Source organism: Ruegeria sp. HKCCA4633 (assembly GCF_013034605.1).
GTDB lineage: Bacteria > Pseudomonadota > Alphaproteobacteria > Rhodobacterales > Rhodobacteraceae > Ruegeria.
In genome coordinates, this window is the sequence record NZ_WQGJ01000004.1 from 181,825 (window position 1) to 206,790 (window position 24,966).

The window sequence follows — 24,966 nt, forward strand, 5'->3', positions numbered from 1 at the left end:
GGGCAGGCGCTGAAGACAACTTCGACGCCTGATCGAGAATTCAGCTGTCTAGGCCAGCACTGAAATGGTCGGCCACGGTATCCGCTGCTCGGGTCACGTCTTCGGGATTGTCGTAGAAATCGAACTGCGTGACATCTTCCAGCCATTGGGCTGTCGCTTCGCCTGCAAACCCTGCGAGAAAGGCCTGCACACCCTGAGGTATGGCCGCGCTTTCCGAGTGAACAATGGCGAGCGGCTTGTCCAAACGCTGCGGGTTGTCCGCAGGGTGATAGGTCAGCCAGCCTTCCCAGCCCGCATTGTTCCACTTGTCGTCATACTCGGGGATCGCGCCACGGTCGGCCTCGTAATAGTACCCACCGATCGGCATCAGAACGCCTTCGGCACCTTCCGGCCCTGCCGCAGGGATGATTTGCCCACCCACGGCTTCGGCAGCATGGGACACTTCGATCAGCCCGGCAACGCCATCCTTGCCGCCATAAACGGCCTCGACGATCTCTTCATTTTGAAGCCAGGGGGCGACAAGCCCAACACGTTGCACCAGCGGATTTCCGGAAACAGCGTCGACCATGTAACCGGCCGAAGCGCAGATACCCAGCCCGTTGATGTGGTCGGCATCCACTTCAGGCAGGGTTGCGACATATTCGAACGCGGCTTTGATGTCCGACGTCTTGGCCTTTGGGCTTTCGACAAAACGTACATTGTCAGGCAAATCGCCCGACTTGCCCCAACCGCGAAAATCGAAGGTGAATGCAGCAAATCCGCGTGCCGCCATTTCATGTGCATAGTTAGCGGGCATCTGTTCCTGCACCGAGGTCCAGGCACCGGTGACAACAACCGTGGGCAAAGGCGCGTCACCGCGTTCTTCCGGCAAATACAGCGTGCCGGACATGATGGTGCCTTCATTTTCAAAGGTCACGGTGCGGGTTTCGACCTGAGCTATCGCGGCAGTCGATGCCATTAGCGCAGCGGCGGTGTTCAAAGCGAGGGTTTTCATGGAGGTATCTCCCAAAATCTGTCAGGTTGGGCACAGGCCCGATGACATGAAAGATACGACGTAAGCGCCTGTGAAAATTGCACCATGCTGCCCGGTTTTTGAAAGATTCTGCTTCAACCGTTCAGCGCAACGCGAAAAGCACGTGGGGTCTGACCGGTCACTTGCTTGAAGCTGCGGGTGAAATGCGCCTGATCGGAAAACCCGCAAGCCAAAGCAATGTCCCCTAAGGGCCGCCTTGGATCTTCGATCATCTTCATCGCCTGCTCGATCCGAAACGACATGACATATTGCATAGGCGTTGAACCAAGCGTTTCCTTGAAGACACGGGCAAAATGCGACGCGCTCATTCCAGCCTCGGACGCCAGTTGGTCAACGGTGATCGTGCGATCCAGGCGCTTTTGTACATAGGCCAGGACACGTTGGTAATGGCGAGAGGTGAACCGCGATGACAATTCAGCATCTTCGGCGCGCCGCTTTCCGTATTTCTGCAGCAGCTTGACCAGAAAAACCCGACTCATGGCCTCGAACATAACGGCCGAGGACATGTCTTCAGTCTCCAGCGCATCCCGCAAGATGACACCGGCCGCGCAAAGGTCAGGGTCGGAAAACTGCGGCAAGTCCTTAAATTGTTGGGGATCGAGTAACATCCCAAGCTCAGACTGCGCGAAACGGTCCACCTTGTGCGGTTCTAGGGTAATGACGATCACGTCAGACGGCGCGAACCACCGCCAACCTGACCGCACGCCAGCGGGCGTTACAATGACCTCGTCCTTGCAGAAGGTGAAATCCCGCAATGTGCCGTCACGCCAATTTTGAACGCGATGCGGACTGTCCTGCAAATTTAGCAATACGTGGTGTTCCGCGAACACGTCCTCGGGCATTTCGTCCGGTTCCGCCTGAAAATATCGTACAGACATCAGTGCCGCTGCCGAAGGACGCTCCATCGAGTCGCTGTTGAGCAGTGGTTCAGAGGGGTAAATGTCTGCGTATCTGAGCGGCACTCGGATGGTCCCATGGAAAGTTTGCCCAATTTTTGCAGGTAAATGTGGATCGAACAACGTATTTGATGCGCATTCAGGGACCAATCTTGCCGCGTTTCAGCGCGCGTCGATTGACGGAAGACCATGAGAAATTGGCGACCCCGGCAGGATTCGAACCTGCAACCTGCCCCTTAGGAGGGGGCTGCTCTATCCAGTTGAGCCACGGGGCCGTGTGTGGCCTTCTGTAACCGGGATTTTCCGGGTTGTCATCGGCTTTGCACAATTGTTGTACACGCAGACTTGTTCACGCTACCATCGGGCAAAACAACAACACAGGTGCCTCCCGTGAACAGTGAATCCAAACGCCCGCTTACCCTTCGCGATGTGTCCGAGGCTTCTGGAGTATCCGAGATGACGGTAAGCCGGGTTTTGCGGAACCGGGGGGACGTGTCAGACGCCACCCGCACCCGCGTTCTGGCCGCCGCAAAAGAGCTTGGCTATGTGCCCAACAAGATCGCGGGCGCTCTGGCGTCCAGCCGGGTCAATCTGGTCGCGGTCATTATCCCGTCGCTATCGAACATGGTTTTTCCTGAGGTTCTGACAGGTATCAATCAGGTGCTGGAAGACACGGAATTGCAGCCAGTTGTGGGCGTGACCGACTACCTGCCCGAAAAAGAAGAAAAGGTGCTGTACGAGATGCTCTCGTGGCGGCCTTCAGGCGTGATCATTGCAGGGCTGGAACATACTGAAGCCGCACGCGCCATGCTGGATTCAGCGGGCATTCCTGTGGTCGAGATCATGGATACCGACGGCAAGCCTGTGGATGCGATGGTCGGCATCTCGCACCGCCGCGCCGGGCGCGAGATGGCGCAGGCGATCCTGAAGGCCGGGTATCAGCATATTGGCTTCATGGGCACCAAGATGCCTCTGGATCACCGCGCCCGGAAGCGTTTCGAAGGCTTCACCGAGGTATTGGGCAAGCACGGGATCGAAATCGAAGACCGCGAGTTTTATTCCGGCGGCTCGGCCCTTGCGAAGGGGCGCGAGATGACGCAGGCGATGCTGGAACGTTCTCCCGATCTGGATTTTCTGTATTACTCCAATGACATGATCGGTGCGGGTGGCTTGTTGTACCTGCTGGAGCAAGGCATCGACATTCCAGGGCAAATCGGGTTGGCCGGCTTCAACAATGTCGAACTGTTGCAGGGTCTGCCGCGCAAACTTGCGACGATGGATGCCTGTCGGCTTGAGATTGGTCGTCATGCCGCCCAAATCATCGCCGAGCGTTTGAAAGATCCCGACTCCGAGATTGAAACGCGCGCGACACTGACTCCCAAGATCAGCTTTGGCGACACCCTGAAGCGGCGATGACGGCACCCCTCAAACGGCTCGACAACCAAACAGCGCGGGCCGTTTTCATGGATTGCCACGCGCTGGCGGAACTGCCATCGGGTGAGGCCAAGGGCGGTGCGCTTCTGAATCTGATCCAGCGGTTGGGGTTTGTGCAGCTCGACAGTATCAACACAGTTGCACGCGCCCATGACTTAATCCTGTTTTCGCGCAGGCCCAGTTATCGCGGCGCGCACCTGAAAAGGCTCTATGAAAGGGAAAAAGAGCTGTTCGAACATTGGACGCATGATGCGGCCGTGATCCCGATGGAGTTCTACCCCCACTGGCATCTGCGCTTTCAGCGCGACGCTGATTTGCTGAAAGCGCGGTGGAAGAACTGGCGACGGGATGGGTTCGAACAACAGTTTGAAACGGTGTTGAAGCACATCCGTGACCATGGGCCGGTGTCGTCCTCGGACGTGGGCAAGGACGAAAAGAAAGGCTCGGGCGGATGGTGGGATTGGCACCCGTCAAAAACCGCCTTGGAGTTTTTGTGGCGGTCTGGCGCGCTTACAGTTGTTGGCCGCGAGGGGTTTCAGAAACGCTATGACCTGACAGAGCGAGTTATTGAAACCCAACTTTGTCCGGGAAACATGCATTGCGATGCAGAAGCGACTGTGGATTGGCTGTGCAACGCAGCACTGGACCGACTTGGATTTGCAACATCGGGCGAATTGGCTGCGTTCTGGGACACGGTCAGCGCAGCAGAAGCCAAAAGCTGGTGCGCAAGGGCGCTGGCCAAAGGCGATATAGAAGAGATCGAGATCACCTGCGCTGATGGGCGGCACCGCAAGGTCTTTGCCCGCTCAAACCTGGCGGACCAGAGTTTGGACCTGCCCCAGCCACCCGGGCGCATCCGCGTGCTCAGCCCGTTTGATCCAATGCTGCGTGACCGCAATCGCGCAGAACGGTTGTTCGGCTTTCACTATCGGATCGAGGTCTTCGTGCCGGAACCCAAGCGCAATTATGGTTACTACGTGTTTCCACTGCTGGAAGGTAACCGTTTAGTTGGCCGGATTGACATGAAAGCGCATCGCGACCGCGACATGTTACGCGTCAAAGCCCTTTGGCCCGAGCGCGGAGTGCGCTGGTCTGACGCCCGCACCCGACGCCTGAACGCCGAGCTGGATCGCGTGCGACGACTGGCGGGAGTCACACAAATCGAATTTGCCAACGATTGGCTAAAAGACCCTAAATAGGGTCTACTTTGCATCCGTCAGGGTCAATTCAATCGGCGCGAGCCCGTCTATCTCACCGCTCAGAACATCACCTGCCACAACCGGTCCAACACCCGCTGGTGTGCCGGTCAGAATCAGATCCCCGGGACGCAGGTGATAGAAGCCGGACAAGTGGCAGATGATTTCGTCGATTTTCCAGATCAGCTCCTCAAGCGTCGCGTCTTGTCGCAGTTCATCATTGACGCGCAGACGGATATGCTTGTCTGCGTCCGGCGACCATTTGCCTGCCGGTGTCAGCGGGGCAAATACCGCACCGTTTTCGACATCCTTGCCCAGATCCCAGGGCCGTTGCTTGTTTCGTTCGCGAATCTGCAGGTCGCGACGGGTCATGTCGAGGGCGCAGCCATAAGCATAAACTGCATCCCAAGCCTGCGCAGAGGTGGCACGGAATACAGGTTTTCCGATCGCCAGCACCAACTCCATTTCATGATGATAATTCTCGGTCCCTGCCGGGTACGGAACCATAGCCCCGGACAGAACCGCGTTGGCTGCAGATTTGGTGAAATAGAACGGTGCTTCGCGATCGACCTCATTCCCCATTTCGGCCGCATGGGCCGCGTAATTCCGACCGACGCAGAAAATACGCCCCACAGGATACTCTGCTGAGGCCCCAACAACAGGGATAGTAGCCGGGTCGGGAAGGGAAAACAGACTATTTGACATGGTGCTCTCGGACTATTGTGCTGGTTCATCTTACGACCGCCAGTCCGATCAGCAATACAAGAAAACACGCCGAATTTCGCCAAAGCTTTGTTGGTGTTTCAGCGCAAACCCGCCCAATTCCGGTATGCAGTGCAATGACCGTTTCACAGCAATGTCACTTCCGCCTTTATGACCTTGTCAAAAGAAGAACAAACGTGACTTGGCTCGGGCTTAAGTTGAGTTATGTCCTCAATTACAGATGTTGCAGCCGACAATATGGCCGAACTGAAGCCAGATGCACACACTTGGCAAATTACCTAGCCGATGCGACTTCAGAGGTCCCATTTGCAAGACAATCCATCGGTTGGCAGTTACCAACATCTATTTCGGAGAGCAAAGGCATGTGCCCGTCCCCGGGAGCAACGCTTTAATTAGAGTCTGTTTTGACTCGGCGCACACTCCGAATTGCAGGTCGGACCGTCAGACTACACATGACGCAACCGGCCTCGGGCCAGGCAATGATCCAGTACGAGTCTGGCCGCCCCGCTGGAGAATACCCCCTAAACTCTCCGGCGGGGTTTCTAAGAAGCGTCTTCGCTTTAGCCACTTGTCAGGCTTCGAGATTTTTCAGGTCATTGAGAAGATCCAGCAACAACTCGTGCTTTTCCTGCCCCAGCTGAGACCGAATGCGTTCTGCTTGGGCGATACTTACGGGCAAATTGGCGCGAATGATCTGGGTACCGTTTGTGGTGATCTCAATGATCTGGCGACGGCGATCTGCCGGATGAGAGCGCCGCGAGATCAAACCGCTTTGTTCCAGCTTCTGCAAAATCCGCGTCAGGCTGGGCAACAACAGGCAGGCGCGATCAGCGATGTGTGTCGGTTCCTGTGGGCCTTCTTCGTTCAAAACCCGCAAAACCCGCCACTGCTGTTCGGTGACACCAGCGTCAGCCAGCATTGCACGGATGGGTCCCATAACCTTTTCCCGCGCCCGCAACAGCGCTATGGGCAAAGATCGCGACGTCAGAGGCAGGTCGTCAGTCATAGGAAAATTATCACCGAATTTCAGCTTTTTCGCAAGCAATCCTCCCAGTTCTGGCAAGGCGCTAGTTATCATCATGCGGAGGCAAGGCGCCGCCAGCGTCGATTATGCCCCGTCAGAAAGGCTGCATTCAGACTGGACAATTCACTGTCATAAGAGAAGATGCAGAAAGGACCCGGCACCGGGTCTTTGATAATCATGGTTTGCAAAAGCAAGAGAGATCTGATGGCTGCCCCGGAAAACCCCTTCAAAAAGGCTCTAAATGAGGGAAAAACCCAGATTGGGTGCTGGATGAGCTTTGCTGAATCTGTCACCGCCGAGGTCATGGGCACAGCGGGTTTCGATTGGTTGGTAATTGACGGGGAACACGCCCCAAATGACATCCGTTCGATCCGGGATCAACTCATGGCTTTGGCCGCCAGCCCATCGCATCCGGTGGTGCGCGTTCCAATTGGCGAAACCTGGTTGATCAAAATGGTTCTGGATGCAGGGGCGCAGACCGTGCTGGTCCCAATCGTCGAAAGCGCCGAGCAAGCGCGCGAACTGGTTCGTGCGTGTCGCTATCCTCCGACCGGAGCGCGCGGCGTGGGTGCTATGGCGGCACGGGCGACTATGTATGGGGCTGTCGACGCGTATATTCAAACAGCGGATCAGGAAATCTGCCTGTTGCTGCAAGTTGAAACCCGCGCTGGATTGGATGCCCTGGATGATATTTTACAGGTCGAGGGCGTTGATGGAGTTTTCATCGGCCCCGCCGACCTGTCGACCGACATGGGCTATCAGGGCAACAGCGCCGCCCCTGAGATGCGCGAGGTGATCGCAGACGCGCTGGCGCGGATCAAGGCGTCTGGCAAAGCGCCGGGCATCCTTGCGACCAATGACGAGGCCCGGCAAGCCTATAAAGACATGGGCGCGCAGTTTTTGGCCGTAGGTATCGACGTGATGCTATTGGCGCAGACGGCCCGTTCGCTTTCGGAGCAGTGGAAGGTGTCTTGACCTTTCACGCGCGCATGGCCGCAGCGGCCTGAGCATACCCGCCCGACGCGCCATCAACAAAATGCACATGATCATCCCGGGTGGCCGACGGGACAATGCATGTCATCATCGCTTCGTTTTGTGCGTGCAAACCATAGCGTATCTTTCCACGCGACCGCGCTTGCTCCAGCATGTGTTCGATCCGTTTCAACGTGGACGCATCACAATCAAGCGTCATCTTCAAACCGTCATCAAACTTGCGAAAGTCCGCGTTGCCGCTGACCATCTTCTTGTAGTGGTCCGGCTCGAACTGACCCAGGCGTTTGCCCAGTTTAAACAGGGCTGCGATCAACAGATTCTGGAACAGCAGAACAGTCTTTTGCAATATCATGTTCCGTCCATTGCGTGACACATGCGCGTCAATGTCCAAGCCAGGCGGCGGCCATTTCATGGGCGGGCCGTTCTCGGGCACGGGGTGCCCTGCACGCTCCAGTTTTTCCGACATGGACAGAACGGATTGCACCAGATCGGCAAAATCACCCTCTGACGCTGATGCAGTGGGCTCAACAACCAGCGAGACGATCTGGCCATGCCGAGCCGTACTGTTGGACCATCTGCACGACAGGCCTGTCAGATTCGGCTGGGCGCCCGGTTCTGCTTGATCAACCATGTTGCGGCCAGCCTTCATCTCGGCTTCGGCCCAGGCCAGCCCACCCCCCGAGAACATGGCATAGTCCACGCCGGTAGATGGTGCATAGCGGGCCACGCGCACATCCCGACCGGCGGCTCGGACCTCGGCCATCGATACCATGGCCGCACGCAGAGGCATGGAAAACTCTTCTTCTGCCCAGCGTCGCAAAGCAGCCAATGCATCACGCGCAGCTTCGACCTGACTGGGCGGAACGGCAAAGCCAGCACCGTCGCCACCAAAAACATAGGGAAACAGCTTACCGTTCATGGCGTTGATCATGGCTGAAATCACAGCCGCCCCAACCGTGTTGACGGTTTTGTATCGGCCCCGGGCGATTTCTCCGGTTGAATCAACTATGTCGGCAACGCCGACGACCCATTCATCCGGCACAGCTGAAAACTGCGTCGGGTCCGCCACCAAAGTAAACTCCCGCAAAAGAGGGAGGTTTTCATAAAACTCGGAATGGAGGTCTTTCATGGTCCCCCTCAAATCAATGTTGAGCTTAAATTAGGCGGGCGTAAGTCCAAGTCCCGTTTCTGAAATATACTACACACGCTTGTGCGTTGCATCATGACATGCCAAGCCTTTCCCTAAAGCGCGCAAAATAAGGGGCAAGTTATGCAGGCAGGTTTGGTGGTTTTATGCCTGGGCTACGTACTCAGCCAGTTTTTCCGCGCGTTTCTGGCTGTTCTCAGCCTCGACCTGGAACAGGATATTGGCGCAACACCCGAGGATCTGGCGTTTGCCTCGGGCCTTTGGTTCCTGGTTTTTGCTGCGATGCAAATCCCGGTCGGCTGGGCGCTGGATCGGGTTGGCCCCCGCCTGACCGCAGCGGTGCTGCTGCTGATTGGTGGTGCAGGAGGGGCGGCGCTTTTTGCCGCTGCGTCTACGCCAATGCATATCAGCATTGCAATGGGGCTGATTGGCGTTGGCTGCTCGCCGGTCCTGATGGCCTCATATTTTATCTTTGCCCGAGAATACCCTCCGGCGCGGTTTGCCACTTTGGCGGCTGTGATGCTTGGCGTGGGGTCTGTTGGCAACCTCGTGGCATCCTACCCCACCGCACTCGCGGTCGAGTGGATGGGATGGCGCGCAACGATGGTTGGGCTGGCCGTGATTTCGGCTGCAATTTCTCTTGGCCTTTTGCTGACTGTGCATGATCCGAAAAAGGTTGAGACGGACCAAAAGGGGTCATTGTTGGACCTTGTGAAGGAGCCCGCTCTCTGGTTGATCCTGCCGCTGATGTTGGTCGCATACGCGCCTTCTGGCGCTTTGCGGGGCCTTTGGGCCGGGCCATATCTGAACGATATTTTCGGGTTAAGCACGACGCAAATCGGCACCGCGACCCTGATCATGGGGACCGCAATGATTGCTGGCACTTTTGTCTACGGGCCATTGGATCGCGTTTTTGGTACCCGAAAGTGGGTTGTTTTTGCGGGCAATGCGCTGGGGGCAGTGGCGCTGACCTTGCTGTGCCTGTGGATTGACAACGCAATCTGGCTGTCTGTTCTGCTGCTGGCCGTCATAGGCTTTGCCGGGGCCAGCTTTCCGGTCATCATGGCCCATGGTCGGGCCTTTGTACCACCGCACCTGGTTGGCCGCGGCGTGACCCTTTTGAACCTGTTCGGCATCGGTGGCGTCGGCGTTGCCCAGTTCGTCACCGGTCGGATTCATGCTGCCACCGTTCAGACTGGGTCAACCGCGCCTTACACGGCGATATTCGGGTTTTTTGCCATATCGCTTGCCATTGGTTGCGTGATCTATCTATTCAGCCGGGATAGTGTCGACTGAAGCAGCCATCAGGAGAGCCCGGTGAAAGACCCCGTCGTCATAGCCCCAAATCTGAAACGCAGGCTTTCGGGCGTGACCGCAACCATCGCAAGGCTGGTTCCGCTTCAGGCAAAATCAATCGACATCGCCGCCACGGGTCCGGGCCTGCCCGCCGACATCCCGCATATCCCACTGGGTCGCCTGCCCTTTCTGTCACGCCGTCCAACACGCGTTTGGCACGCCCGCCGCAACACCGAGATGCTTCTGGGCTTGATCCTGCGGAACGTGTTCCGCCTGAAACTCAAACTGCTGTTCACCAGCGCATCCCAACGTCCTCATACTGGCTATACAAAATGGCTGATCGGAAAGATGGACGCGATCGTGGCAACGTCACAAAAAACCGCCGGGTACCTTGAGCGCGACGCACAGGTTGTCATGCATGGTATCAACCTTGAGGACTTTACGCCCCCACAGGACAAGGCCGCCGTTCGGGCAAAACTGCGGCTTCCGGACGGACTGCTGTTGGGATGCTACGGCCGCATCCGGCACCAAAAAGGTACAGATGCCTTTGTTGACGCGATGATCGATCTGTGTGGGCGGTTCGACACCGTTTCAGGTATCGTCATGGGCCGGGCCACCGAGAAGCACACCGCATTTCTGGCCGAGCTGAAAGACAAGGTTGCTAAGGCGGGCTTGTCTGATCGCATCATATTCATGCCCGAGGTCACGGTTGATCAGATTGCCGAATGGTATCAGGTTCTGGACCTGTTCATCGCACCCCAACGGTGGGAGGGGTTCGGGCTCACCCCGCTTGAAGCCATGGCGTGTGGCGTACCGGTTGTGGCCACAGATGTTGGCGCGTTTTCCGAGATCGTGACCGACCCGTCGCTGGGCAGGGTGGTAGCCCCGGACGACATTCCCGCGCTGGCCGACGCAGCGGCGGAGATGCTGGAAAACCGTGATTCCCTTGCACTGTCCGGTCAGGCCGCCCGCACCCATGTCGAACAGAATTTCGATATTCACGGTGAGGCAGAGACGTTGGTTGCGCTCTACCAGCGTCTTCTGAGCGCTTGAAGCGCCTCAATTCGACCTCAAACGTTCGATTCAGCGCCAAAAGCTCTTTTTTCTTTGCCGCAACGCAGCTATGAACGCGCGTCCTTAACTTTGGAGACATGAAATGGGCTATCGCGTCGTTGTCGCCGGCGCCACGGGTAACGTGGGCCGCGAAATGCTGAACATCCTGGCGGAACGCCAGTTCCCGGTCGATGAACTTGCTGCTCTGGCAAGCCGTCGTTCGCTGGGGACAGAGGTAAGCTTTGGCGACAAGACACTGACGACCCAGGACATCGACACGTTCGACTTCACCGGCTGGGACATGGCGTTGTTTGCCATCGGCTCGGACGCCACCAAGACCTATGCCCCTAAGGCCGCAGCTGCGGGCTGCGTGGTGATCGATAACTCGTCGCTTTATCGCTATGACCCGGACATTCCGCTGATCGTGCCGGAGTGTAACCCCGAGGCGATCCACGACTATAAGAACAAGAACATCATCGCCAACCCCAACTGCTCGACCGCGCAGATGGTTGTCGCGCTGAAACCGCTGCATGACCGTGCCAAGATCAAACGCGTTGTGGTGTCGACCTATCAGTCGGTGTCGGGTGCCGGTAAAGAAGGCATGGATGAACTTTGGGATCAGACCAAGGCGGTCTACAACCCCACCACTGAGGTTGAGCCGAAAAAATTCCAGAAGCAGATCGCCTTCAACGTCATTCCCCAAATCGACGTCTTCATGGAAGACGGTTCGACCAAGGAAGAGTGGAAGATGGTTGTCGAGACCAAGAAGATCGTCGATCCGTCGATCAAGGTTACAGCCACCTGTGTCCGCGTTCCGGTGTTCGTCGGCCATTCCGAGGCCGTGAATATCGAGTTCGAGGAATTCCTGGACGAAGACGAAGCCCGCGACATCCTGCGCGAGGCACCGGGCATCATGGTGATCGACAAGCGCGAAGCCGGTGGCTACGTCTCGCCCATCGAATGCGCGGGTGACTTTGCTACGTTCATCAGCCGTATCCGTCAGGATTCGACCGTGGAAAATGGCATCAACCTGTGGTGCGTCTCGGACAACCTGCGCAAGGGCGCGGCCCTGAACGCGGTACAGATCGCTGAACTGCTGGGCCGTGAGGTTCTGAAAAAGGGCTGACGTTCCGGCCCCAATAAAGACCAAGAAGAAACCCGCTGTTTGGTCAGCGGGTTTTTTTGTTTCAGTCAGCCTAGATTGCAAGCCAAACGGGCTCTAGTCGCGCATACAGTTTCTTGGACAGGACATTGAGGCCACAGAACTGCCCTTCCAAATACTGCACCCCGACCTGATTAGTCATAAGCGGACGAAGCAGTCTTTCATACAGTGCCCAATTCCCCCGTCGCAGTTTACACAATCGGCGACGGTTCGAACCATTCGAAGTTCGAGATGCACAACCTTTCACTCCCATGTGTTCTTTTTTTTGTTCGGCACCTCCCTCAACTTACTTTAGGGCAAAAGACGTTCGCAGTAATACTTAATGCTGAGGTTTCTGACATGCTCAAAGGCATCTCGAAGCGTATCACAATAGGCGTATTGGTTGCCGTGGCAGCCGTAATCGGCGTAGGCGTCACTTGGTTCATACTTTATGGACCTGGGACTTGGACTGGTAACATCTCCAATCGCAAACTTTCCGATACGACCGCCAATGCTAGCCTGCCGAGACAGGCAAACGGGCAATCTGCCAATCTTCTATCGGCCTTTCACGGGCTTGACGCTTTGCCGCGGCTTTCCAATGTGATTTGCAAAGGTTCAAAGGGCTATTCTGGGATGCCTGTTATCTTCTCGACCGAGATAGACGTCGCCACGATGCAGGCGGGTGACTTTCAGGTCAGGACTAGGTCTGGCGAAATTGGGATCATGCACTGCGTGTCTGTTCTTCCCGCCACTGATCCGGGAGAGCTGCGTACCGTACTCTTGATCGGGCGGTTGGGCCCTTCGGACACGGACCCACCAGTCAGCGTTGAAATCGTGGGTCATCTGCATTCGATCGACGGGTCGATGGATTTTCGCGGAGCCAGTACGCCAGTAATACCCCTTGAAGACGGGCCATCGATCGCATGGGCTGAGGTTGTGGAAGACTGGACACTTGTTGGCACGCTGGGCCCACCTCGGGTCAGGGGCAGCCTCTGCCAAACAGAGGGCATCGTTCAGGCGGTCCGTGTTGTGTGGGAGGGCGGCGTGACGCTGGAAGACGGTACCGAGCCCGGCGAGGCTGAGCGCGATCTCTACGCGATCACCGTCGAAGCGGCGGATGGGACCCGGCGCGAGGTGAAGCCAGCAGAGCTGGCAAACTTAGGCGATGGAGACAACAACCACATGCTCTGTATGGATACGAAAGACCAACCCATCTCGGTATCCTTCCCAGAGGGAATCCTGACAGACCCAAATGGCGACCTTAACCCGGTCACAAAGGTGGCTATCACACCTCTACCTTGACCACTTGAAAACCGAAATTTGGGGTTTGGGACTCGCCTCCTTAGTGCACGCCCCGGATAACTTTAAGATCTAAACCCATGACAATCCTTACGCAACGCGTGCAAGTAACCGCTGTGGGCGCGAGGCGGCCCTCAATGAGGTAAATTTGCCCGGTCTGTTGACAAAGACGGGCTGGCTTGCCACCTAAATAACAAACCTTGATCGCGGCAGATGTGACCAATCACACCTCAGGCGGTGTCCCGCGCAAGGTGGCTGAGGCAGAGTATGCAGGTTTCGACCAAACGCAGAATTGGCAGAACTCTGACCATCGGATGCGCGAGTGTTCTGATGGCGCTTGTCTTCATTGGCTTTACCGGGCAAATCTTTGCCGTTGGGGACTCGATTGCCCTTTTGCGCCCGCAAGCTGGTATATTGCTGGTACTCTGTTCAGCGCTGTTGCTGTACCTGCGCGCCAGGTATCTCGCTTTGACAACCTTTGCCATTGCTGCGATGGCCCTTGGTTCGATCGCCACCAGCTATGCTGCACCCTCTGCCGATTGCAACGGCACTTGCCTGACGCTTTATCAGAAAAACCTGATGAGCAAAGCTTGGCCGCGCTATTCATTGGCGGACGACATTGTCGCATCCGACGCCCAGGTTGTGACATTGCAGGAAGTGTCCAGCCACAACCAGAAATACATGAGCAACCTGTTCGAACACTACCCGTCCAAGACTGTTTGCGGCTTTCGACCCGAACAAAGCGTTGCCATCCTGACAACCCTGCCCATCGTGGAAAACTCTGAGTTCTGTCTGAAAGGCTCGGGGCTGGTTGGCATTCAGGTCGAGGCCCCTGACGGTACTTCAGTCTGGATTGTATCGATTCACCTGAATTGGCCGTTTCCTTATGATCAAGCGCAGCAAAGTCAGGTTATCGCTGATCGCATTGCGGATTTGGACGGCCCTGTCCTGATTGCCGGCGATTTCAACATGGTACCATGGGGGGCAAGCGTTCAGCGGATCGCTGCGGCGGCGGACAATCAAAGCTTTGGAACCGCCCTGAATACGCATCATCTTGGCAGTTGGAAGGTGCCACTGCCGATAGACAACCTACTCTTCCCCAAAGGCACAATCGGAACGGTCGAATTGCGCCCTTTCATGGGATCGGACCATCTGGGAAAGCTTGCCAGGATTCGAATAGAGTGACGTACGCGGGCTGGGCGCTCACATGCTAAACAGGTGTGGTTTTCGACAGAGATTGTGCCGTCCACCGCAGGCCCAAATCAAAAAAGAGCCGCTTCAGACGGGAACAAACTTCTTCTGATAGGGATCAAAGCATTCCAGTCCGCCTGCACCGATATCTGTCCACAAGCCATGCAGGCTCAGCGCGCCTTGCCCGACCGCCTCCGAGATGAACGGAAAGGTCATCAGGTTTTCCAGAGACGCCACAACCGCATGGCGTTCGAACTGCCGCGCCTGATCGACACGGTCTTCGATATTGGCCACCAGTTCGTATTTGGGTTTGAGGATGTCCATCCACCGGCCCACAAAGCTTTCCTTGACCTCCAATTGGGGTGCTTCCCCTTTGCACATGTCGATGCACCCCTGAACACCGCCACATTGCGAATGACCCAACACGATCAGATGCGCGACCTTCAGCGCCGTGACGGCGTATTCGATTGCCGCGCTGGTGCCGTGATGATCACCGTCCGGCGCGTATGGCGGCACCAGATTGGCAATGTTGCGGTGAATAAAGAAATCGCCCTGATCGGCCCCGAACATGGAAGTCACATGCACCCGGCTGTCGCAGCAGGATATTACCATCGCACGAGGGCGCTGCCCCTCTTCTGCCAACCGTTTGTACCAAACCTGGTTCTCGGAATATGTCGTGGCTTTCCACCCGTGATAGCGCTTGACCAGATAGGTCGGCAAAGGCTTGGCAAAGTCCATTGTGTTGTCCCAGTTCTTCTCGCTTCAGGACGCTCTAAACCGAATTCAAGAAAAATTCGAGCCATTATCCAGATTCACTGCAAGGTTTTGCAAAGGAATTTCCCGCCAATATCAAAACAACGCCGTGGGGGCGTCAAAATTAAGGGTGAATGTGGTGGAAAAGATAATCGCGCTTGAACACAAGGAATCCGTCCGGCTGGACCCGGATCAACTCGGCGGGCTGTATAGCCAATTGGGGGACAAGAACGCGTTGGACGTGCTGTGCCGCACGGTTGAGGAACTGGCCGTGCGTCTTTCAAACTGTGAACGGTTTTGGCGGCACCGCGAATGGGCCGATCTGCGCAAATGTGCCAAATCGCTGGTTGCAATCTCTGAACAGGTCGGGATGACGGCGCTGGCGCGCGTAGCCGCTGATGTGGCCCAAACCGTCGATGCCGGTGATGCGGTGGCGGCTGCTGCGACCTTGGGGCGGCTGATCAGAGTGGGCGAACGTTCATTGACCGCCGTATGGGACCAGCAGGATCTTTCCGTCTGACGGGGGTTGCAGGTGGATCAGGCGCAGCTAGTCTGTGCGTGGAATTCTAACGCCGAGACGCCCATGACCCTGTCCTTCGCTCTACCCTCTGACACCTCTTTTCCGTTGCATGTGATTGCTCAGCCGGACCTGGAAAGCTGGTTGCAAAAGCAATCGCAGCACGTGCAATCTTGGGTCGCTGTGAACGGGTTTTCGGCGGCCCTGGGTCAGACTTTGTTGGTACCAAGCGCGAGTGGCGCAGCAGAGATGACGCTGGCAGGCTACGGAACCGAAGAAAAACGCACGCGCAAACGGTTCCCGCTGGCCGCTGCCGCTCTGTCTTTGCCAGAAGGAACCTATCACATCGCATCCGGCGTGCCCGCGGACCAGTTAGAGGTTGAATGCCTCGGCTGGCTGTTGGCCGGTTATGCGTTTGATCACTATGCCTCCCAAACCGGTGGGTCAGCGGAACTGGTCGCACCGGATGGGGTGGATGCAGCTCGTATCGAAGCAATGGCGCAGGCCGAGGCTTTGACACGCGATCTGGTCAACACACCCGCGTCGGATATGGGACCAGCACAGCTGCATCAGGCGGTCGAGGCTTTGGCCGCAGAGTTTGGGGCCACTTGCGACGCAATCCTTGGTGATGCGCTGCTGGATCAGAACTTCCCGATGATCCACACGGTTGGGCGGGCCGCGGAACAGGCCCCGCGATTGATCGAGCTGAACTGGGGCAACAGCAGCCCAAAGCTGACGCTCGTGGGCAAAGGTGTATGCTTCGACACAGGCGGGCTGAACCTGAAACCGGGTGCCTCGATGGGGCTGATGAAAAAAGACATGGGCGGGGCCGCCAATGTGCTTGGATTGGCTCGCATGATCATGGCGCTGGATTTGCCGGTGCAGCTGCGTGTCCTGATCCCCGCTGTTGAAAACGCGGTTGCGGGTAACGCGTTCCGGCCCGGTGACATTTTGACCTCACGCAAGGGCCTGACGGTTGAGATCAACAACACCGACTCCGAAGGGCGTCTGGTCCTGGCCGATGCCCTGACGTTGGCGGATGAGGGTGAGCCCGATCTGGTGATCTCGATGGCCACGCTCACAGGCGCGGCGCGCGTCGCCGTGGGCCCCGATCTGGCTCCGTTCTATACGGATGATGAAACTTGCGCGTTGGCGCTGTCCAACGCCGCAGTTGTTTCGGCTGATCCGGTCTGGCGTATGCCGTTTCACACACCTTACGAGGCGATGATCGAACCCGGCATCGCCGATCTGGACAATGCGCCTTCGGGCGGGTTCGCAGGTTCGATCACCGCCGCCTTGTTTCTGCGCAGGTTCGTGGGATCGCGCCGCTATATTCATTTCGACATCTATGCGTGGCAGCCCAGCAAGGAACCCGGGCGCAGCAAGGGTGGGCTGGGTCAAGGGCCGCGCGCGATTCTGAACGCTTTGCCCGAGATGTTGGGCCTATGACTCGCCTGCGCATATCCAAACCTGTGGTCGATCTTTTGCGCGACCCTGAAGGGCCTCGCGACAGGCAGGTGCTTTTCGGTGATACGGTTCAAGTCGCAGAAGAAAAGGACGGCTGGAGCCGGGTCATCGCCGACAAAGACGGGTACACTGGCTGGCTGCAAACGGATCAATTGACCCATGATATCCCCGCCACCCGTTGGATCAAAGCACCGGCGACGCATGCATATGAAAGCGCAAACTTCAAAAGCCGCGATCTGGTATCGCTCAGCTTTGGAAGCAAGATCCATGTTTTGGCGGAAACAGATCGCTATCTGGAAACCGAGTGGGGCTTTGTTCCAAAGGTACACACCGCACCAATCTCAGATACGCCACACGACCCGGTTGCTGTGGCCGAATTGTTCCTGGGGACGCCTTATTTGTGGGGTGGAAACAGCCGGTTTGGTATCGATTGCTCTGGGCTTGTCCAAGCTGCGTTGCTGGCCTGCGGCATTCCCTGTCCCGGAGACAGCGGTGATCAGGAACGTGCTTTGGGCACGACACTCGCCGACGGGTCAGCCGCACAAAGGGGCGATTTGTTGTTTTGGAAAGGTCATGTGGCCTGGGTATCCGGAGAAAACATGATTTTGCATGCCAACGCCAGCCATATGGCGGTTGTGTTTGAACCTATGGATCAGGCCATTGAGCGTATTCAGGCGCAGGGCGATGGTCCGATCACAGCTCACAAAAGGCTCTAATCAAGGTTGACCGCCCGGATCAACTTGCGTTCCAACACTCTAAGCACCGCGCGCAAATCGTGGCCGCGTTTCAGGATGCGACCGTCCATTCCGACCACAGAATACATCCCCTGCCGGGACCTAAGCCGCGGGTGCTTTTCGACACGATAGATCGGATGTTCAGCAGTGCGCCGGAAGATCGAGAACACTGCCATGTCGCGCAGGTTCGAGATACCATAGTCCCGCCATTCTCCGGCGGCGACCATCCGGCCATATACGGACAGGATTTGGGACATCTCATGCCGGTCAAAGGCGACGGGCATCTGCGCTGCACTTGCCGAAAACCGGCTGGGAGGCTGCATATTCATACCTCCAGCCTTGCCGGAAATCGCGTTTGAATCAAGCCTGATGCGTTATGAACCAAGAATTCAGGCGGAAGTGTTACCGGCGACCAACCTGACGGCAAATCAGGATCACAGGCAGCAGACCAACGGCTAGAATGACCAGAGATGGCACGGCTGCGCCCTCCAACCTCTCGTCCGAGGCCAGTCTGTAGGCTTGCACCGCCAATGTGTCGAAGTTGAACGGACGCATGATCAGCGTGGCGGGCAATTCTTTCATCACGTCCACGAATACGATCAACAGCGCCGTCAACAGGGAAGGCGTCAGAATAGGCAAATGAACACGCCGCAAGGTCCCCAGCGGTGACTGACCCAGTGACCGCGCAGCGGCATCCATATTGGCGTGCACCGTACTTTGCCCACCTTCATAGGCGCTGAGAGCAGCTGCCAGGAACCGCACCATATAGGCAGCGACAAGCAACCAGATCGAACCTGTGACCAGCAATCCGGTGGACACATCGAAGGTCTTACGCATCCAGGCATCCAGCGCGTTGTCGAACCCGGCGAATGGTACGATCAGACCCACCGCAATCACGCCCCCAGGCACAGCATATCCCAACCGCGCCAGATAAGCCGTCGCTGAGGATGCCCGCCCGGGCCTGAGACGTTGGAAGAACCCGATGCTGATCGCCGCAAAGACGGTGATGACCGCTGCCGTCCCGGCCAGAGTCAGCGAGTTCTGGATGAAACCGATATAGCGCCGCGACAGCAGGTTTTGTTCCGACTCCAGCCCCATCTCAACCAGAATGATCACAGGCAACAAGAACCCGAACAGAACCGGTATCGCACATAGCAGAAAGGCCCCTAAGGCGCGCAGGCCCGTCAGGTCGGCTGCCGGTTGCGCGACATGTTGTTTACCGGCCTGATAATATTTCGCCTTGCCGCGTTGCGTGCGCTCGGCCACGGCCATCACCAGAGCAAAAACCAGCAGGCACAGCGCCAATTGCGCCGCCGCCGCACGGTCCGCCATGGAAAACCAACTGGTGTAGATACCGGTCGCAAAGGTCTGCACGCCGAAATACGAAACGGTGCCAAAATCCGCGATGGTCTCCATCACCGCCAGCAGAACGCCGCCCGCAATTGCCGGCCGTGCCATTGGCAGCGAAACGCGCCGAAACGCCAGCCACGGGTTGTTGCCCAACGCCCGGGCCGCCAAAAACGCCGTTGCGCTTTGCTGCAGAAAGGCCGCCCGTGCCAGCAGATAGACATAGGGGTAAAGCACAAGGATCAGCATCACCGCCGCGCCCTCGGTCGAGCGTATTTCCGGGAACCAATAGTCGCGCGGCCCCCAGCCTGTCACGTCCCGCAATGTGCTTTGAACGATCCCCGGGTGGTCCAGAATGAACGTGTAGGCATAAGCCAAAACATAGGCGGGAAAGGCCAGTGGCAGCACAAGTGCGATTTCCAAAAAGCGTACGCCGGGGAAGCGGGTCATCGTAACCAGCCAAGCGGCTCCGGTGCCGATACTAAAGGTACCTGCTGCAACCAGTACAACAAGGATCAGGGTCGTGACCGTATAACTCGGCAACACCGTTTGCATCAGATGCGAGATCGTATCCGTCCCACCCGTCACTGCTGCCAATACCACGGCAAGCATGGGCAACAGGCAAGCCCCCGCCACGATATACGCGATCCCCGCCAACAGCCGGGTTCCGCGTACGCCACGATTGCGCGATCCGTTTTGTGAGTATTCGATTTCGGCCATCATCCCGGCTGTTAACTGACAAAGGCGAAGGGTCCGCCTTTAATCGACCAAAAAGCTCGGAAACACCAGTACGTAGGCCAATAAATCTGCGGCATTGAATGCCGCAGACCCATTTTCTAAGGCTATTCGTAAACCCGCTGGTCCTCGATGACCAAGCCATCTTTGGGAAGCGAACCCGGGGCCACGACCTCGATCGCGCCTTTCAGCTTCAGCACTTCGGCAACTGACTTGGCGTAGGCGGGGTTTTCGCCGCCCGCGCTTTCGATTTGGACGGTCATCGTGTCCATCTCACCCTGACGCATCGCGATGACGCGGGCTTTGACAATCTCGTCATGCTTGTCGACCAGCGCCGCCACTTGCTCTGGGCGAACGAACATACCCTTGATCTTGGTGGTCTGGTCCGCGCGGCCCATCCAGCCCTTGATCCTTGTGTTGGTGCGGCCGCAAGGCGAAACGCCCGGCATCACCGCCGACAAATCACCTGTTGCAAAGCGGATCAACGGGTAATCGGGGTTCAAAGAGGTCACAACAACCTCGCCCACTTCACCCGGAGCGACCGGAGTACCAGTTCCGGGGGTGACAATCTCGACGATCACATGTTCGTCGATGATCATTCCCTCCATCGCTGGGCTTTCATATGCAATGTTGCCCAGATCGGCTGTCGCATAACATTGTAGGCACGAAATCCCGCGATCAGCATATTCCTGACGCAGTGACGGAAACAGCGCCCCGCCACCAACGGCGGCCTTTGAGAAGTTCAGCGAAACGCCCATCTCATCGGCTTTGTCCAGAATGACTTTCAGATAATCCGGCGTTCCTGCGTAGGCCGTACAACCGACATCCCGCGCCGCTGTCACCTGCAATTCCGTCTGTCCAGTGCCCGCAGGCAAAACGGCTGCGCCAACCGCGCGTGCACCATTTTCAAAGATCATGCCCGCCGGGGTCAGGTGATAGCCAAAGCAGTTCTGCACGATATCTCCAACGCCCACACCTGCAGCATTCAGGAAGCGACCCATGCGCCACCAGTCGTGATCCGTGCTGCCCGGTTCATAAATTGGGCCCGGCGACTGGAATACATGATGAAAATGCCGCGCGGGCTTCACCGTAAACCCACCAAAGGGCGGCCGTTCGGCTTGCGCGCGGGTCAGGTCCGACTTTCGCAACACCGGCAAAAGCGGCAAATCTTCCGTTGAAACTACTTTATTAGTGTCTGAATCCGACAGGTGCGCCGCGAACCCGGGCGCGGATGACACGCGCCTGATCTGTTCCACAAGCGCTGCCGCCTGATCTGAGGCGCGTTGGTCTGCCGAGCGCGTTTCGAGTGCATCGAAATAGGTCATCGCCATATCCTCCATCCGCTCACAGCCACCTCTTGCGGCGGCGATAAGATCGCACGTCGCGGAAGCTTTTGCGGCCTTCATCTGACATGCCGAGGTAGAATTCTTTCACATCTGGGTTCTCGCGCAGCTCGGCAGCAGGGCCATCCATCACCACGCGCCCGGATTCCAAAATGTATCCGTAATGTGCAAACCGCAGAGCCACGTTTGTATTCTGTTCTGCCAAAAGGAAGGACACGCCTTCTTTCTCATTGAGGTCTTTAACGATCCCGAAAATCTCTTCGACCAACTGCGGCGCAAGACCCATCGAAGGCTCGTCCAGCAGAATCGTTTCAGGTCGCGACATCAAGGCCCGACCCATCGCGACCATCTGTTGCTCACCGCCCGAGGTATAGCCCGCTTGTGACTTGCGACGCTCTTTCAGGCGCGGGAAATAATTATAGACCAGTTCCAGATCCTGCTGAACCGCTGCGGACCCATCTTTGCGGGTATAAGCCCCCGTCAGCAGGTTTTCTTCAACAGTCAGGTGTTCAAAACAGTGGCGGCCTTCCATCACCTGGATGACGCCTTTTTCCACCAGGTCAGCCGGATCGCTTTCATGCACGCTTACACCGCGATACTTGATCGAACCTTTTGTAACTTCGCCCCGTTCCGAATGCAGCAGGTTCGACACAGCCTTGAGCGTTGTCGTCTTGCCAGCGCCATTGCCGCCCAGCAATGCCGTGATGCCCCCTTTTGGAACAGTCAGGCTGACGCCCTTCAGCACGAGGATTACGTGATTGTAGATCACCTCGATATTGTTGACTTCAAGCAGGGTTTCCGCCTGCACGTCAGTGGTATTTGCCGCATCCAGCATCAGCGCGTGTCCTCATGCCTGCCCAGCTTGGGGCGTCTGTAAGGAGCGGCAGCGAAACCGCCACTCCGAATGTTAGGGTGCCCCGGATAGGTTCCGGGACACTGGGTTGGCTTACTCGCAGCGCTGCGAGATGTTGTTTTCAGCCGCATAGGCTGCCGAGTCTTCCTCGATCAGCGCGTTGATGACCTCGACGTCAGTTGGCTTGAAATCCTGAACAGGGTTCCATGTTCCAGCGGCTGCATCCCACTGAACAACACCAACAAGACCCGGACCGCCGTGATTGTCACATGAGACCGAGAACTCGGGCCCGAACCCTGCCATGCCCAGCGCTTCCATCTTGGCGTTGGTGATTTCAAGCGCTTCCATGCCATCGCGCATCATCGACGCGTCGATATCTGCTGTGCCATGCATCTCTTGTGCAGTTTTGACCGCCTCGGCTGCCAGCATCGCCGCATAGAGACCGCGATTATACTGCACCGTGCCCAGCTGATCGCCTGCACCTGCGGCCTTACCAGAATCGACAACGTATTTCTGCAGGTCCTCATAAACCGGGTAGTCGTCACCCAGACCGGTGAAGGTCAGCGCCTTGTAGCCGGTGGCCTTTTCACCTGCGGGTTGCACGTCGAATTCAGCACCAGACCACCAGACACCGATGAAGTTTTCCATCGGGAAACGGATGTTGGCAGCTTCCTGAACCGCAACTTGGTTCATGACACCCCAGCCCCACATGATGACAAAGTCAGGCTTTTCACGACGAATTTGCAGCCACTGCGACTTCTGCTCCTGACCGGGGTGGTCGACAGGAAGCAGTGTAAGGTCATAGCCATGCTTTTCGGCCAGTGTCTCGAGCGTGCGGATCGGCTCTTTGCCGTAGGCCGAGTTGTGATAGACCAGCGCAATCTTCTTGCCGCTCAGGTCTCCGCCATTGCTATCCAACAGATAGTTGATCGCGCCGGATGCACCGTTCCAGTAGTTGGCAGGATAGTTGAACACGTGGCTGAACACTTTACCGTTCGCCGCTGAGGTTCGGCCATATCCCATCGTGTGCAGAGGAATGCCATCAGCCGTCACTTTTGGGATCAGCTGATACGTGATGCCGGTCGACAACGGCTGATACACCAGCGCGCCTTCGCCCTTGGTCGATTCATAGCATTCCACACCTTTTTCGGTGTTGTACCCGGTTTCGCATTCCAGCACGCGGGCAGGAACGCCACCGATGCCGCCATCGCGTTCGTTCAGCAGGGTGAAATAGTCGGCATAACCGTCAGCAAACGGGATACCGCCTGCAGCATAAGGGCCAGTCCGGTAGCTGAGCGACGGGAACACAAGGTCGGCCATGACCGGACCTGCGGCCATCACGGCGCCCAGCGCCAGGGTTGCCAGTTTCTTGTTCATCGGGTGTCTCCTCCCTTGATTAATCCGATGTTGGTTTTCGGGCTTGTTGCACCCGTCTTTTCGTTGGACCGGCCCCTCAATGCGGGAACGGCCAGAGTCTGAGTTTCTCTTTGGCCACGCGCCACAATTGGGCCAGCCCGTGTGGTTCGAGGATCAGGAACATGATGATCAGTGCACCCACAATCACGAGGTTAAGGTGCGCCACGATATCTGTCGGCCAGCCAAGCAGGTCGACGCCAAGCAGTTTTAGAACCACAGGCAGCAAAACCAGAAAGGCCGCCCCGGCGAATGACCCAAAGATCGAGCCTAACCCGCCAATAATCACCATGAACAGCACCAGGAATGATTTCTGGATACCAAAGACCTCACCCACTTCGACCGCACCCAGGTAAACCGCAAAGAACAGCGCGCCCGAGATGCCGACAAAGAACGAACTGACGGCAAATGCAGTGAGCTTGGCCTTGAGCGGGTTCACTCCAATGATTTCGGCTGCGATGTCCATGTCGCGGATCGCCATCCAGGTCCGACCCGTTGTTCCACGGGTCAGGTTACGCGCAATTATGGCGCAGACTGTCAGGAAGATCAGGCAGAACAGGTATGTGGCCCAGGCCGGCGCATTCGGACCGGTGATGATAATGCCGAACACGTCCCGCTCGGGCGCGTTGATCTGGCCTGATGCCGAATAGTTGTAGAACCACGGCACCCGGTTGAAGAGCCAAACCAGAAAGAACTGTGCCGCCAACGTGGCCACGGCCAGATAAAACCCTTTGATTCGCAGTGACGGTAAGCCGAACAAAACGCCCACAAAGGCTGTTATGCCCCCGGCAAGGATCACGTGGATGAACATGCTCACATCGGGGAAAGCGGTCATCAGCTTGTAGCAGGCATAGGCCCCGACCGCCATGAAACCACCGGTGCCCAGGCTGACCTGTCCGCAATAGCCAACCAGAATGTTCAGCCCGATCGCGGCAATCGCATAGATCAGGAACGGCAGCAGCAGCGCGTTGGCCCAATAGTCGTTGATGATGAAGGGAATAATACCAAAAGCCACCGCCAGGACGACGTAATACCGGTACCGGTCGAACTTGATCGGGAAGGTCTGGCTGTCATCAATGTACGAGGTTTTGAAATCCCCGGCTTCACGATAGAACATGTCTTACTTTCCCCATTCTTCCTGTGCCCGGTTACGGGCTGCGGCATCCAATTGGTTGGATCCTTTGGCATATCCGCTCGCCTCTGAGGCGCGCACCAGTTTCAAGTAGGCCAGAACCCCCATGATCAGGCCCGCAAAGGCTAGGATCGCGGCGATGGTCAGCTGGCCTTCTGTCAGGTCGTCTGATGTGAGGGCGATGTACCCGAAGGCCCAGAACCCGGCCCATGCGATCACGTTGATGATGGCGATCAGCTTGGTCAT

General features: G+C 57.1%; 24 protein-coding genes and 1 tRNA gene. 11 read left to right on the forward strand and 14 right to left on the reverse strand.

The genetic code is table 11. The features are described from left to right. Nucleotides 1-40: 40 nt before the first annotated feature. The 3 genes from GOV85_RS12215 to GOV85_RS12225 form a co-directional block, all read right to left on the reverse strand. The gene (locus GOV85_RS12215; protein WP_171178489.1) at nucleotides 41-994 is read right to left on the reverse strand and encodes an alpha/beta hydrolase; all 954 of its coding nucleotides are present in this window, start codon (nucleotides 992-994) and stop codon (nucleotides 41-43) included. Between the two features lie 113 nt (nucleotides 995-1,107). Then, complete coding sequence (locus GOV85_RS12220; protein WP_171178491.1) at nucleotides 1,108-1,995, reverse strand: AraC family transcriptional regulator; 888 nt, start codon at nucleotides 1,993-1,995, stop codon at nucleotides 1,108-1,110. Nucleotides 1,996-2,127: 132 nt separating this feature from the next. Further along, nucleotides 2,128-2,204, reverse strand: a tRNA-Arg gene (locus tag GOV85_RS12225). Between the two features lie 115 nt (nucleotides 2,205-2,319). Here GOV85_RS12225 and GOV85_RS12230 point away from each other — a divergent pair. Both GOV85_RS12230 and GOV85_RS12235 read left to right on the forward strand, forming a co-directional pair. After that, nucleotides 2,320-3,345 (forward strand): LacI family DNA-binding transcriptional regulator, encoded by a 1,026-nt coding sequence (locus GOV85_RS12230; RefSeq protein WP_171092978.1) that lies wholly within the window; start codon nucleotides 2,320-2,322, stop codon nucleotides 3,343-3,345. Beyond that, on the forward strand, nucleotides 3,342-4,562 hold the full coding sequence (locus GOV85_RS12235; RefSeq protein ID WP_171178493.1) for a winged helix-turn-helix domain-containing protein: 1,221 nt from the start codon (nucleotides 3,342-3,344) through the stop codon (nucleotides 4,560-4,562). The genes GOV85_RS12230 and GOV85_RS12235 overlap by 4 nt, the downstream gene beginning before the upstream one ends. Nucleotides 4,563-4,565: 3 nt before the next feature. Here the strand turns inward: GOV85_RS12235 and GOV85_RS12240 are convergent, their stop codons facing one another. Further along, the gene (locus tag GOV85_RS12240) at nucleotides 4,566-5,264 is read right to left on the reverse strand and encodes a fumarylacetoacetate hydrolase family protein (RefSeq protein WP_171178495.1); all 699 of its coding nucleotides are present in this window, start codon (nucleotides 5,262-5,264) and stop codon (nucleotides 4,566-4,568) included. A gap of 589 nt (nucleotides 5,265-5,853) precedes the next feature. Beyond that, nucleotides 5,854-6,288 (reverse strand): homoprotocatechuate degradation operon regulator HpaR, encoded by a 435-nt coding sequence (hpaR, locus tag GOV85_RS12245; protein ID WP_171178497.1) that lies wholly within the window; start codon nucleotides 6,286-6,288, stop codon nucleotides 5,854-5,856. A 222-nt stretch (nucleotides 6,289-6,510) separates the two neighbouring features. On the opposite strand from hpaR, the gene GOV85_RS12250 reads away from it, so the two are divergent. Continuing rightward, entirely contained in the window at nucleotides 6,511-7,281 is a 771-nt protein-coding gene (locus GOV85_RS12250; RefSeq protein ID WP_171178499.1) for an HpcH/HpaI aldolase/citrate lyase family protein, read from the forward strand. Between the two features lie 4 nt (nucleotides 7,282-7,285). On the opposite strand, the gene GOV85_RS12255 is transcribed toward GOV85_RS12250, so the two are convergent. Further along, entirely contained in the window at nucleotides 7,286-8,428 is a 1,143-nt protein-coding gene (locus tag GOV85_RS12255; protein ID WP_171178502.1) for a DUF3095 domain-containing protein, read from the reverse strand. A 141-nt stretch (nucleotides 8,429-8,569) separates the two neighbouring features. Here GOV85_RS12255 and GOV85_RS12260 point away from each other — a divergent pair, with 141 nt between their 5' ends. From GOV85_RS12260 to GOV85_RS12280, 5 genes are all read left to right on the forward strand, one after another. Next, entirely contained in the window at nucleotides 8,570-9,742 is a 1,173-nt protein-coding gene (locus tag GOV85_RS12260; protein ID WP_171178504.1) for an MFS transporter, read from the forward strand. Nucleotides 9,743-9,763: 21 nt separating this feature from the next. Next, entirely contained in the window at nucleotides 9,764-10,795 is a 1,032-nt protein-coding gene (locus tag GOV85_RS12265) for a glycosyltransferase family 4 protein (RefSeq protein WP_171178506.1), read from the forward strand. A gap of 103 nt (nucleotides 10,796-10,898) precedes the next feature. Continuing rightward, entirely contained in the window at nucleotides 10,899-11,921 is a 1,023-nt protein-coding gene (locus GOV85_RS12270; RefSeq protein WP_171178515.1) for an aspartate-semialdehyde dehydrogenase, read from the forward strand. 375 nt (nucleotides 11,922-12,296) lie between these two features. After that, nucleotides 12,297-13,238 carry a hypothetical protein gene (locus tag GOV85_RS12275; RefSeq protein WP_171178517.1) on the forward strand — a complete coding sequence of 314 codons (942 nt, stop codon included), beginning with the start codon at nucleotides 12,297-12,299 and terminating at the stop codon, nucleotides 13,236-13,238. Between the two features lie 264 nt (nucleotides 13,239-13,502). Further along, on the forward strand, nucleotides 13,503-14,420 hold the full coding sequence (locus GOV85_RS12280) for an endonuclease/exonuclease/phosphatase family protein (RefSeq protein WP_171178520.1): 918 nt from the start codon (nucleotides 13,503-13,505) through the stop codon (nucleotides 14,418-14,420). A 93-nt stretch (nucleotides 14,421-14,513) separates the two neighbouring features. Here the strand turns inward: GOV85_RS12280 and GOV85_RS12285 are convergent, their stop codons facing one another. Then, on the reverse strand, nucleotides 14,514-15,164 hold the full coding sequence (locus tag GOV85_RS12285; RefSeq protein WP_171178522.1) for a carbonic anhydrase: 651 nt from the start codon (nucleotides 15,162-15,164) through the stop codon (nucleotides 14,514-14,516). Between the two features lie 145 nt (nucleotides 15,165-15,309). Between GOV85_RS12285 and GOV85_RS12290 the strand changes: the two genes are divergently transcribed. From GOV85_RS12290 to GOV85_RS12300, 3 genes are all read left to right on the forward strand, one after another. Further along, entirely contained in the window at nucleotides 15,310-15,699 is a 390-nt protein-coding gene (locus GOV85_RS12290; protein WP_171178855.1) for a hypothetical protein, read from the forward strand. Nucleotides 15,700-15,762: 63 nt separating this feature from the next. Continuing rightward, a complete protein-coding gene (locus tag GOV85_RS12295; RefSeq protein ID WP_171178523.1) occupies nucleotides 15,763-17,145 on the forward strand; it encodes a M17 family metallopeptidase in 1,383 nt (460 codons plus the stop codon). Then, on the forward strand, nucleotides 17,142-17,879 hold the full coding sequence (locus GOV85_RS12300; RefSeq protein ID WP_171178525.1) for a C40 family peptidase: 738 nt from the start codon (nucleotides 17,142-17,144) through the stop codon (nucleotides 17,877-17,879). The genes GOV85_RS12295 and GOV85_RS12300 overlap by 4 nt, the downstream gene beginning before the upstream one ends. Here the strand turns inward: GOV85_RS12300 and GOV85_RS12305 are convergent. The 7 genes from GOV85_RS12305 to GOV85_RS12335 form a co-directional block, all read right to left on the reverse strand. After that, nucleotides 17,876-18,226 carry a DUF2794 domain-containing protein gene (locus tag GOV85_RS12305; protein WP_171178528.1) on the reverse strand — a complete coding sequence of 117 codons (351 nt, stop codon included), beginning with the start codon at nucleotides 18,224-18,226 and terminating at the stop codon, nucleotides 17,876-17,878. The genes GOV85_RS12300 and GOV85_RS12305 overlap by 4 nt on opposite strands. A 73-nt stretch (nucleotides 18,227-18,299) precedes the next feature. After that, a complete protein-coding gene (locus GOV85_RS12310) occupies nucleotides 18,300-19,964 on the reverse strand; it encodes an iron ABC transporter permease (protein ID WP_171178530.1) in 1,665 nt (554 codons plus the stop codon). Nucleotides 19,965-20,086: 122 nt separating this feature from the next. After that, the gene (locus GOV85_RS12315) at nucleotides 20,087-21,304 is read right to left on the reverse strand and encodes a phenylacetate--CoA ligase family protein (RefSeq protein WP_171178858.1); all 1,218 of its coding nucleotides are present in this window, start codon (nucleotides 21,302-21,304) and stop codon (nucleotides 20,087-20,089) included. A gap of 19 nt (nucleotides 21,305-21,323) precedes the next feature. Then, nucleotides 21,324-22,157, reverse strand: coding sequence for an ABC transporter ATP-binding protein (locus tag GOV85_RS12320; RefSeq protein WP_171178532.1), 834 nt, complete (start codon nucleotides 22,155-22,157; stop codon nucleotides 21,324-21,326). Between the two features lie 111 nt (nucleotides 22,158-22,268). After that, entirely contained in the window at nucleotides 22,269-23,552 is a 1,284-nt protein-coding gene (locus GOV85_RS12325) for an ABC transporter substrate-binding protein (RefSeq protein WP_171178534.1), read from the reverse strand. A gap of 76 nt (nucleotides 23,553-23,628) precedes the next feature. After that, nucleotides 23,629-24,705, reverse strand: coding sequence for a branched-chain amino acid ABC transporter permease (locus tag GOV85_RS12330; protein ID WP_171178536.1), 1,077 nt, complete (start codon nucleotides 24,703-24,705; stop codon nucleotides 23,629-23,631). A 3-nt stretch (nucleotides 24,706-24,708) separates the two neighbouring features. Then, entirely contained in the window at nucleotides 24,709-24,966 is a 258-nt protein-coding gene (locus GOV85_RS12335; RefSeq protein WP_171178538.1) for a hypothetical protein, read from the reverse strand.

Bases quoted from the DNA above. Each gene is read 5' to 3' on its own strand.
- GOV85_RS12215 (WP_171178489.1), bottom strand. From the start codon at position 994: ATGAAAACCCTCGCTTTGAACACCGCCGCTGCGCTAATGGCATCGACT.
- GOV85_RS12235 (WP_171178493.1), top strand. From the start codon at position 3,342: ATGACGGCACCCCTCAAACGGCTCGACAACCAAACAGCGCGGGCCGTT.
- GOV85_RS12240 (WP_171178495.1), bottom strand. From the start codon at position 5,264: ATGTCAAATAGTCTGTTTTCCCTTCCCGACCCGGCTACTATCCCTGTT.
- hpaR (WP_171178497.1), bottom strand. From the start codon at position 6,288: ATGACTGACGACCTGCCTCTGACGTCGCGATCTTTGCCCATAGCGCTG.
- GOV85_RS12250 (WP_171178499.1), top strand. From the start codon at position 6,511: ATGGCTGCCCCGGAAAACCCCTTCAAAAAGGCTCTAAATGAGGGAAAA.
- GOV85_RS12255 (WP_171178502.1), bottom strand. From the start codon at position 8,428: ATGAAAGACCTCCATTCCGAGTTTTATGAAAACCTCCCTCTTTTGCGG.
- GOV85_RS12260 (WP_171178504.1), top strand. From the start codon at position 8,570: ATGCAGGCAGGTTTGGTGGTTTTATGCCTGGGCTACGTACTCAGCCAG.
- GOV85_RS12270 (WP_171178515.1), top strand. From the start codon at position 10,899: ATGGGCTATCGCGTCGTTGTCGCCGGCGCCACGGGTAACGTGGGCCGC.
- GOV85_RS12275 (WP_171178517.1), top strand. From the start codon at position 12,297: ATGCTCAAAGGCATCTCGAAGCGTATCACAATAGGCGTATTGGTTGCC.
- GOV85_RS12280 (WP_171178520.1), top strand. From the start codon at position 13,503: ATGCAGGTTTCGACCAAACGCAGAATTGGCAGAACTCTGACCATCGGA.
- GOV85_RS12285 (WP_171178522.1), bottom strand. From the start codon at position 15,164: ATGGACTTTGCCAAGCCTTTGCCGACCTATCTGGTCAAGCGCTATCAC.
- GOV85_RS12295 (WP_171178523.1), top strand. From the start codon at position 15,763: ATGACCCTGTCCTTCGCTCTACCCTCTGACACCTCTTTTCCGTTGCAT.
- GOV85_RS12300 (WP_171178525.1), top strand. From the start codon at position 17,142: ATGACTCGCCTGCGCATATCCAAACCTGTGGTCGATCTTTTGCGCGAC.
- GOV85_RS12305 (WP_171178528.1), bottom strand. From the start codon at position 18,226: ATGAATATGCAGCCTCCCAGCCGGTTTTCGGCAAGTGCAGCGCAGATG.
- GOV85_RS12310 (WP_171178530.1), bottom strand. From the start codon at position 19,964: ATGGCCGAAATCGAATACTCACAAAACGGATCGCGCAATCGTGGCGTA.
- GOV85_RS12315 (WP_171178858.1), bottom strand. From the start codon at position 21,304: ATGACCTATTTCGATGCACTCGAAACGCGCTCGGCAGACCAACGCGCC.
- GOV85_RS12320 (WP_171178532.1), bottom strand. From the start codon at position 22,157: ATGCTGGATGCGGCAAATACCACTGACGTGCAGGCGGAAACCCTGCTT.
- GOV85_RS12325 (WP_171178534.1), bottom strand. From the start codon at position 23,552: ATGAACAAGAAACTGGCAACCCTGGCGCTGGGCGCCGTGATGGCCGCA.
- GOV85_RS12330 (WP_171178536.1), bottom strand. From the start codon at position 24,705: ATGTTCTATCGTGAAGCCGGGGATTTCAAAACCTCGTACATTGATGAC.
- GOV85_RS12335 (WP_171178538.1), bottom strand. From the start codon at position 24,966: ATGACCAAGCTGATCGCCATCATCAACGTGATCGCATGGGCCGGGTTC.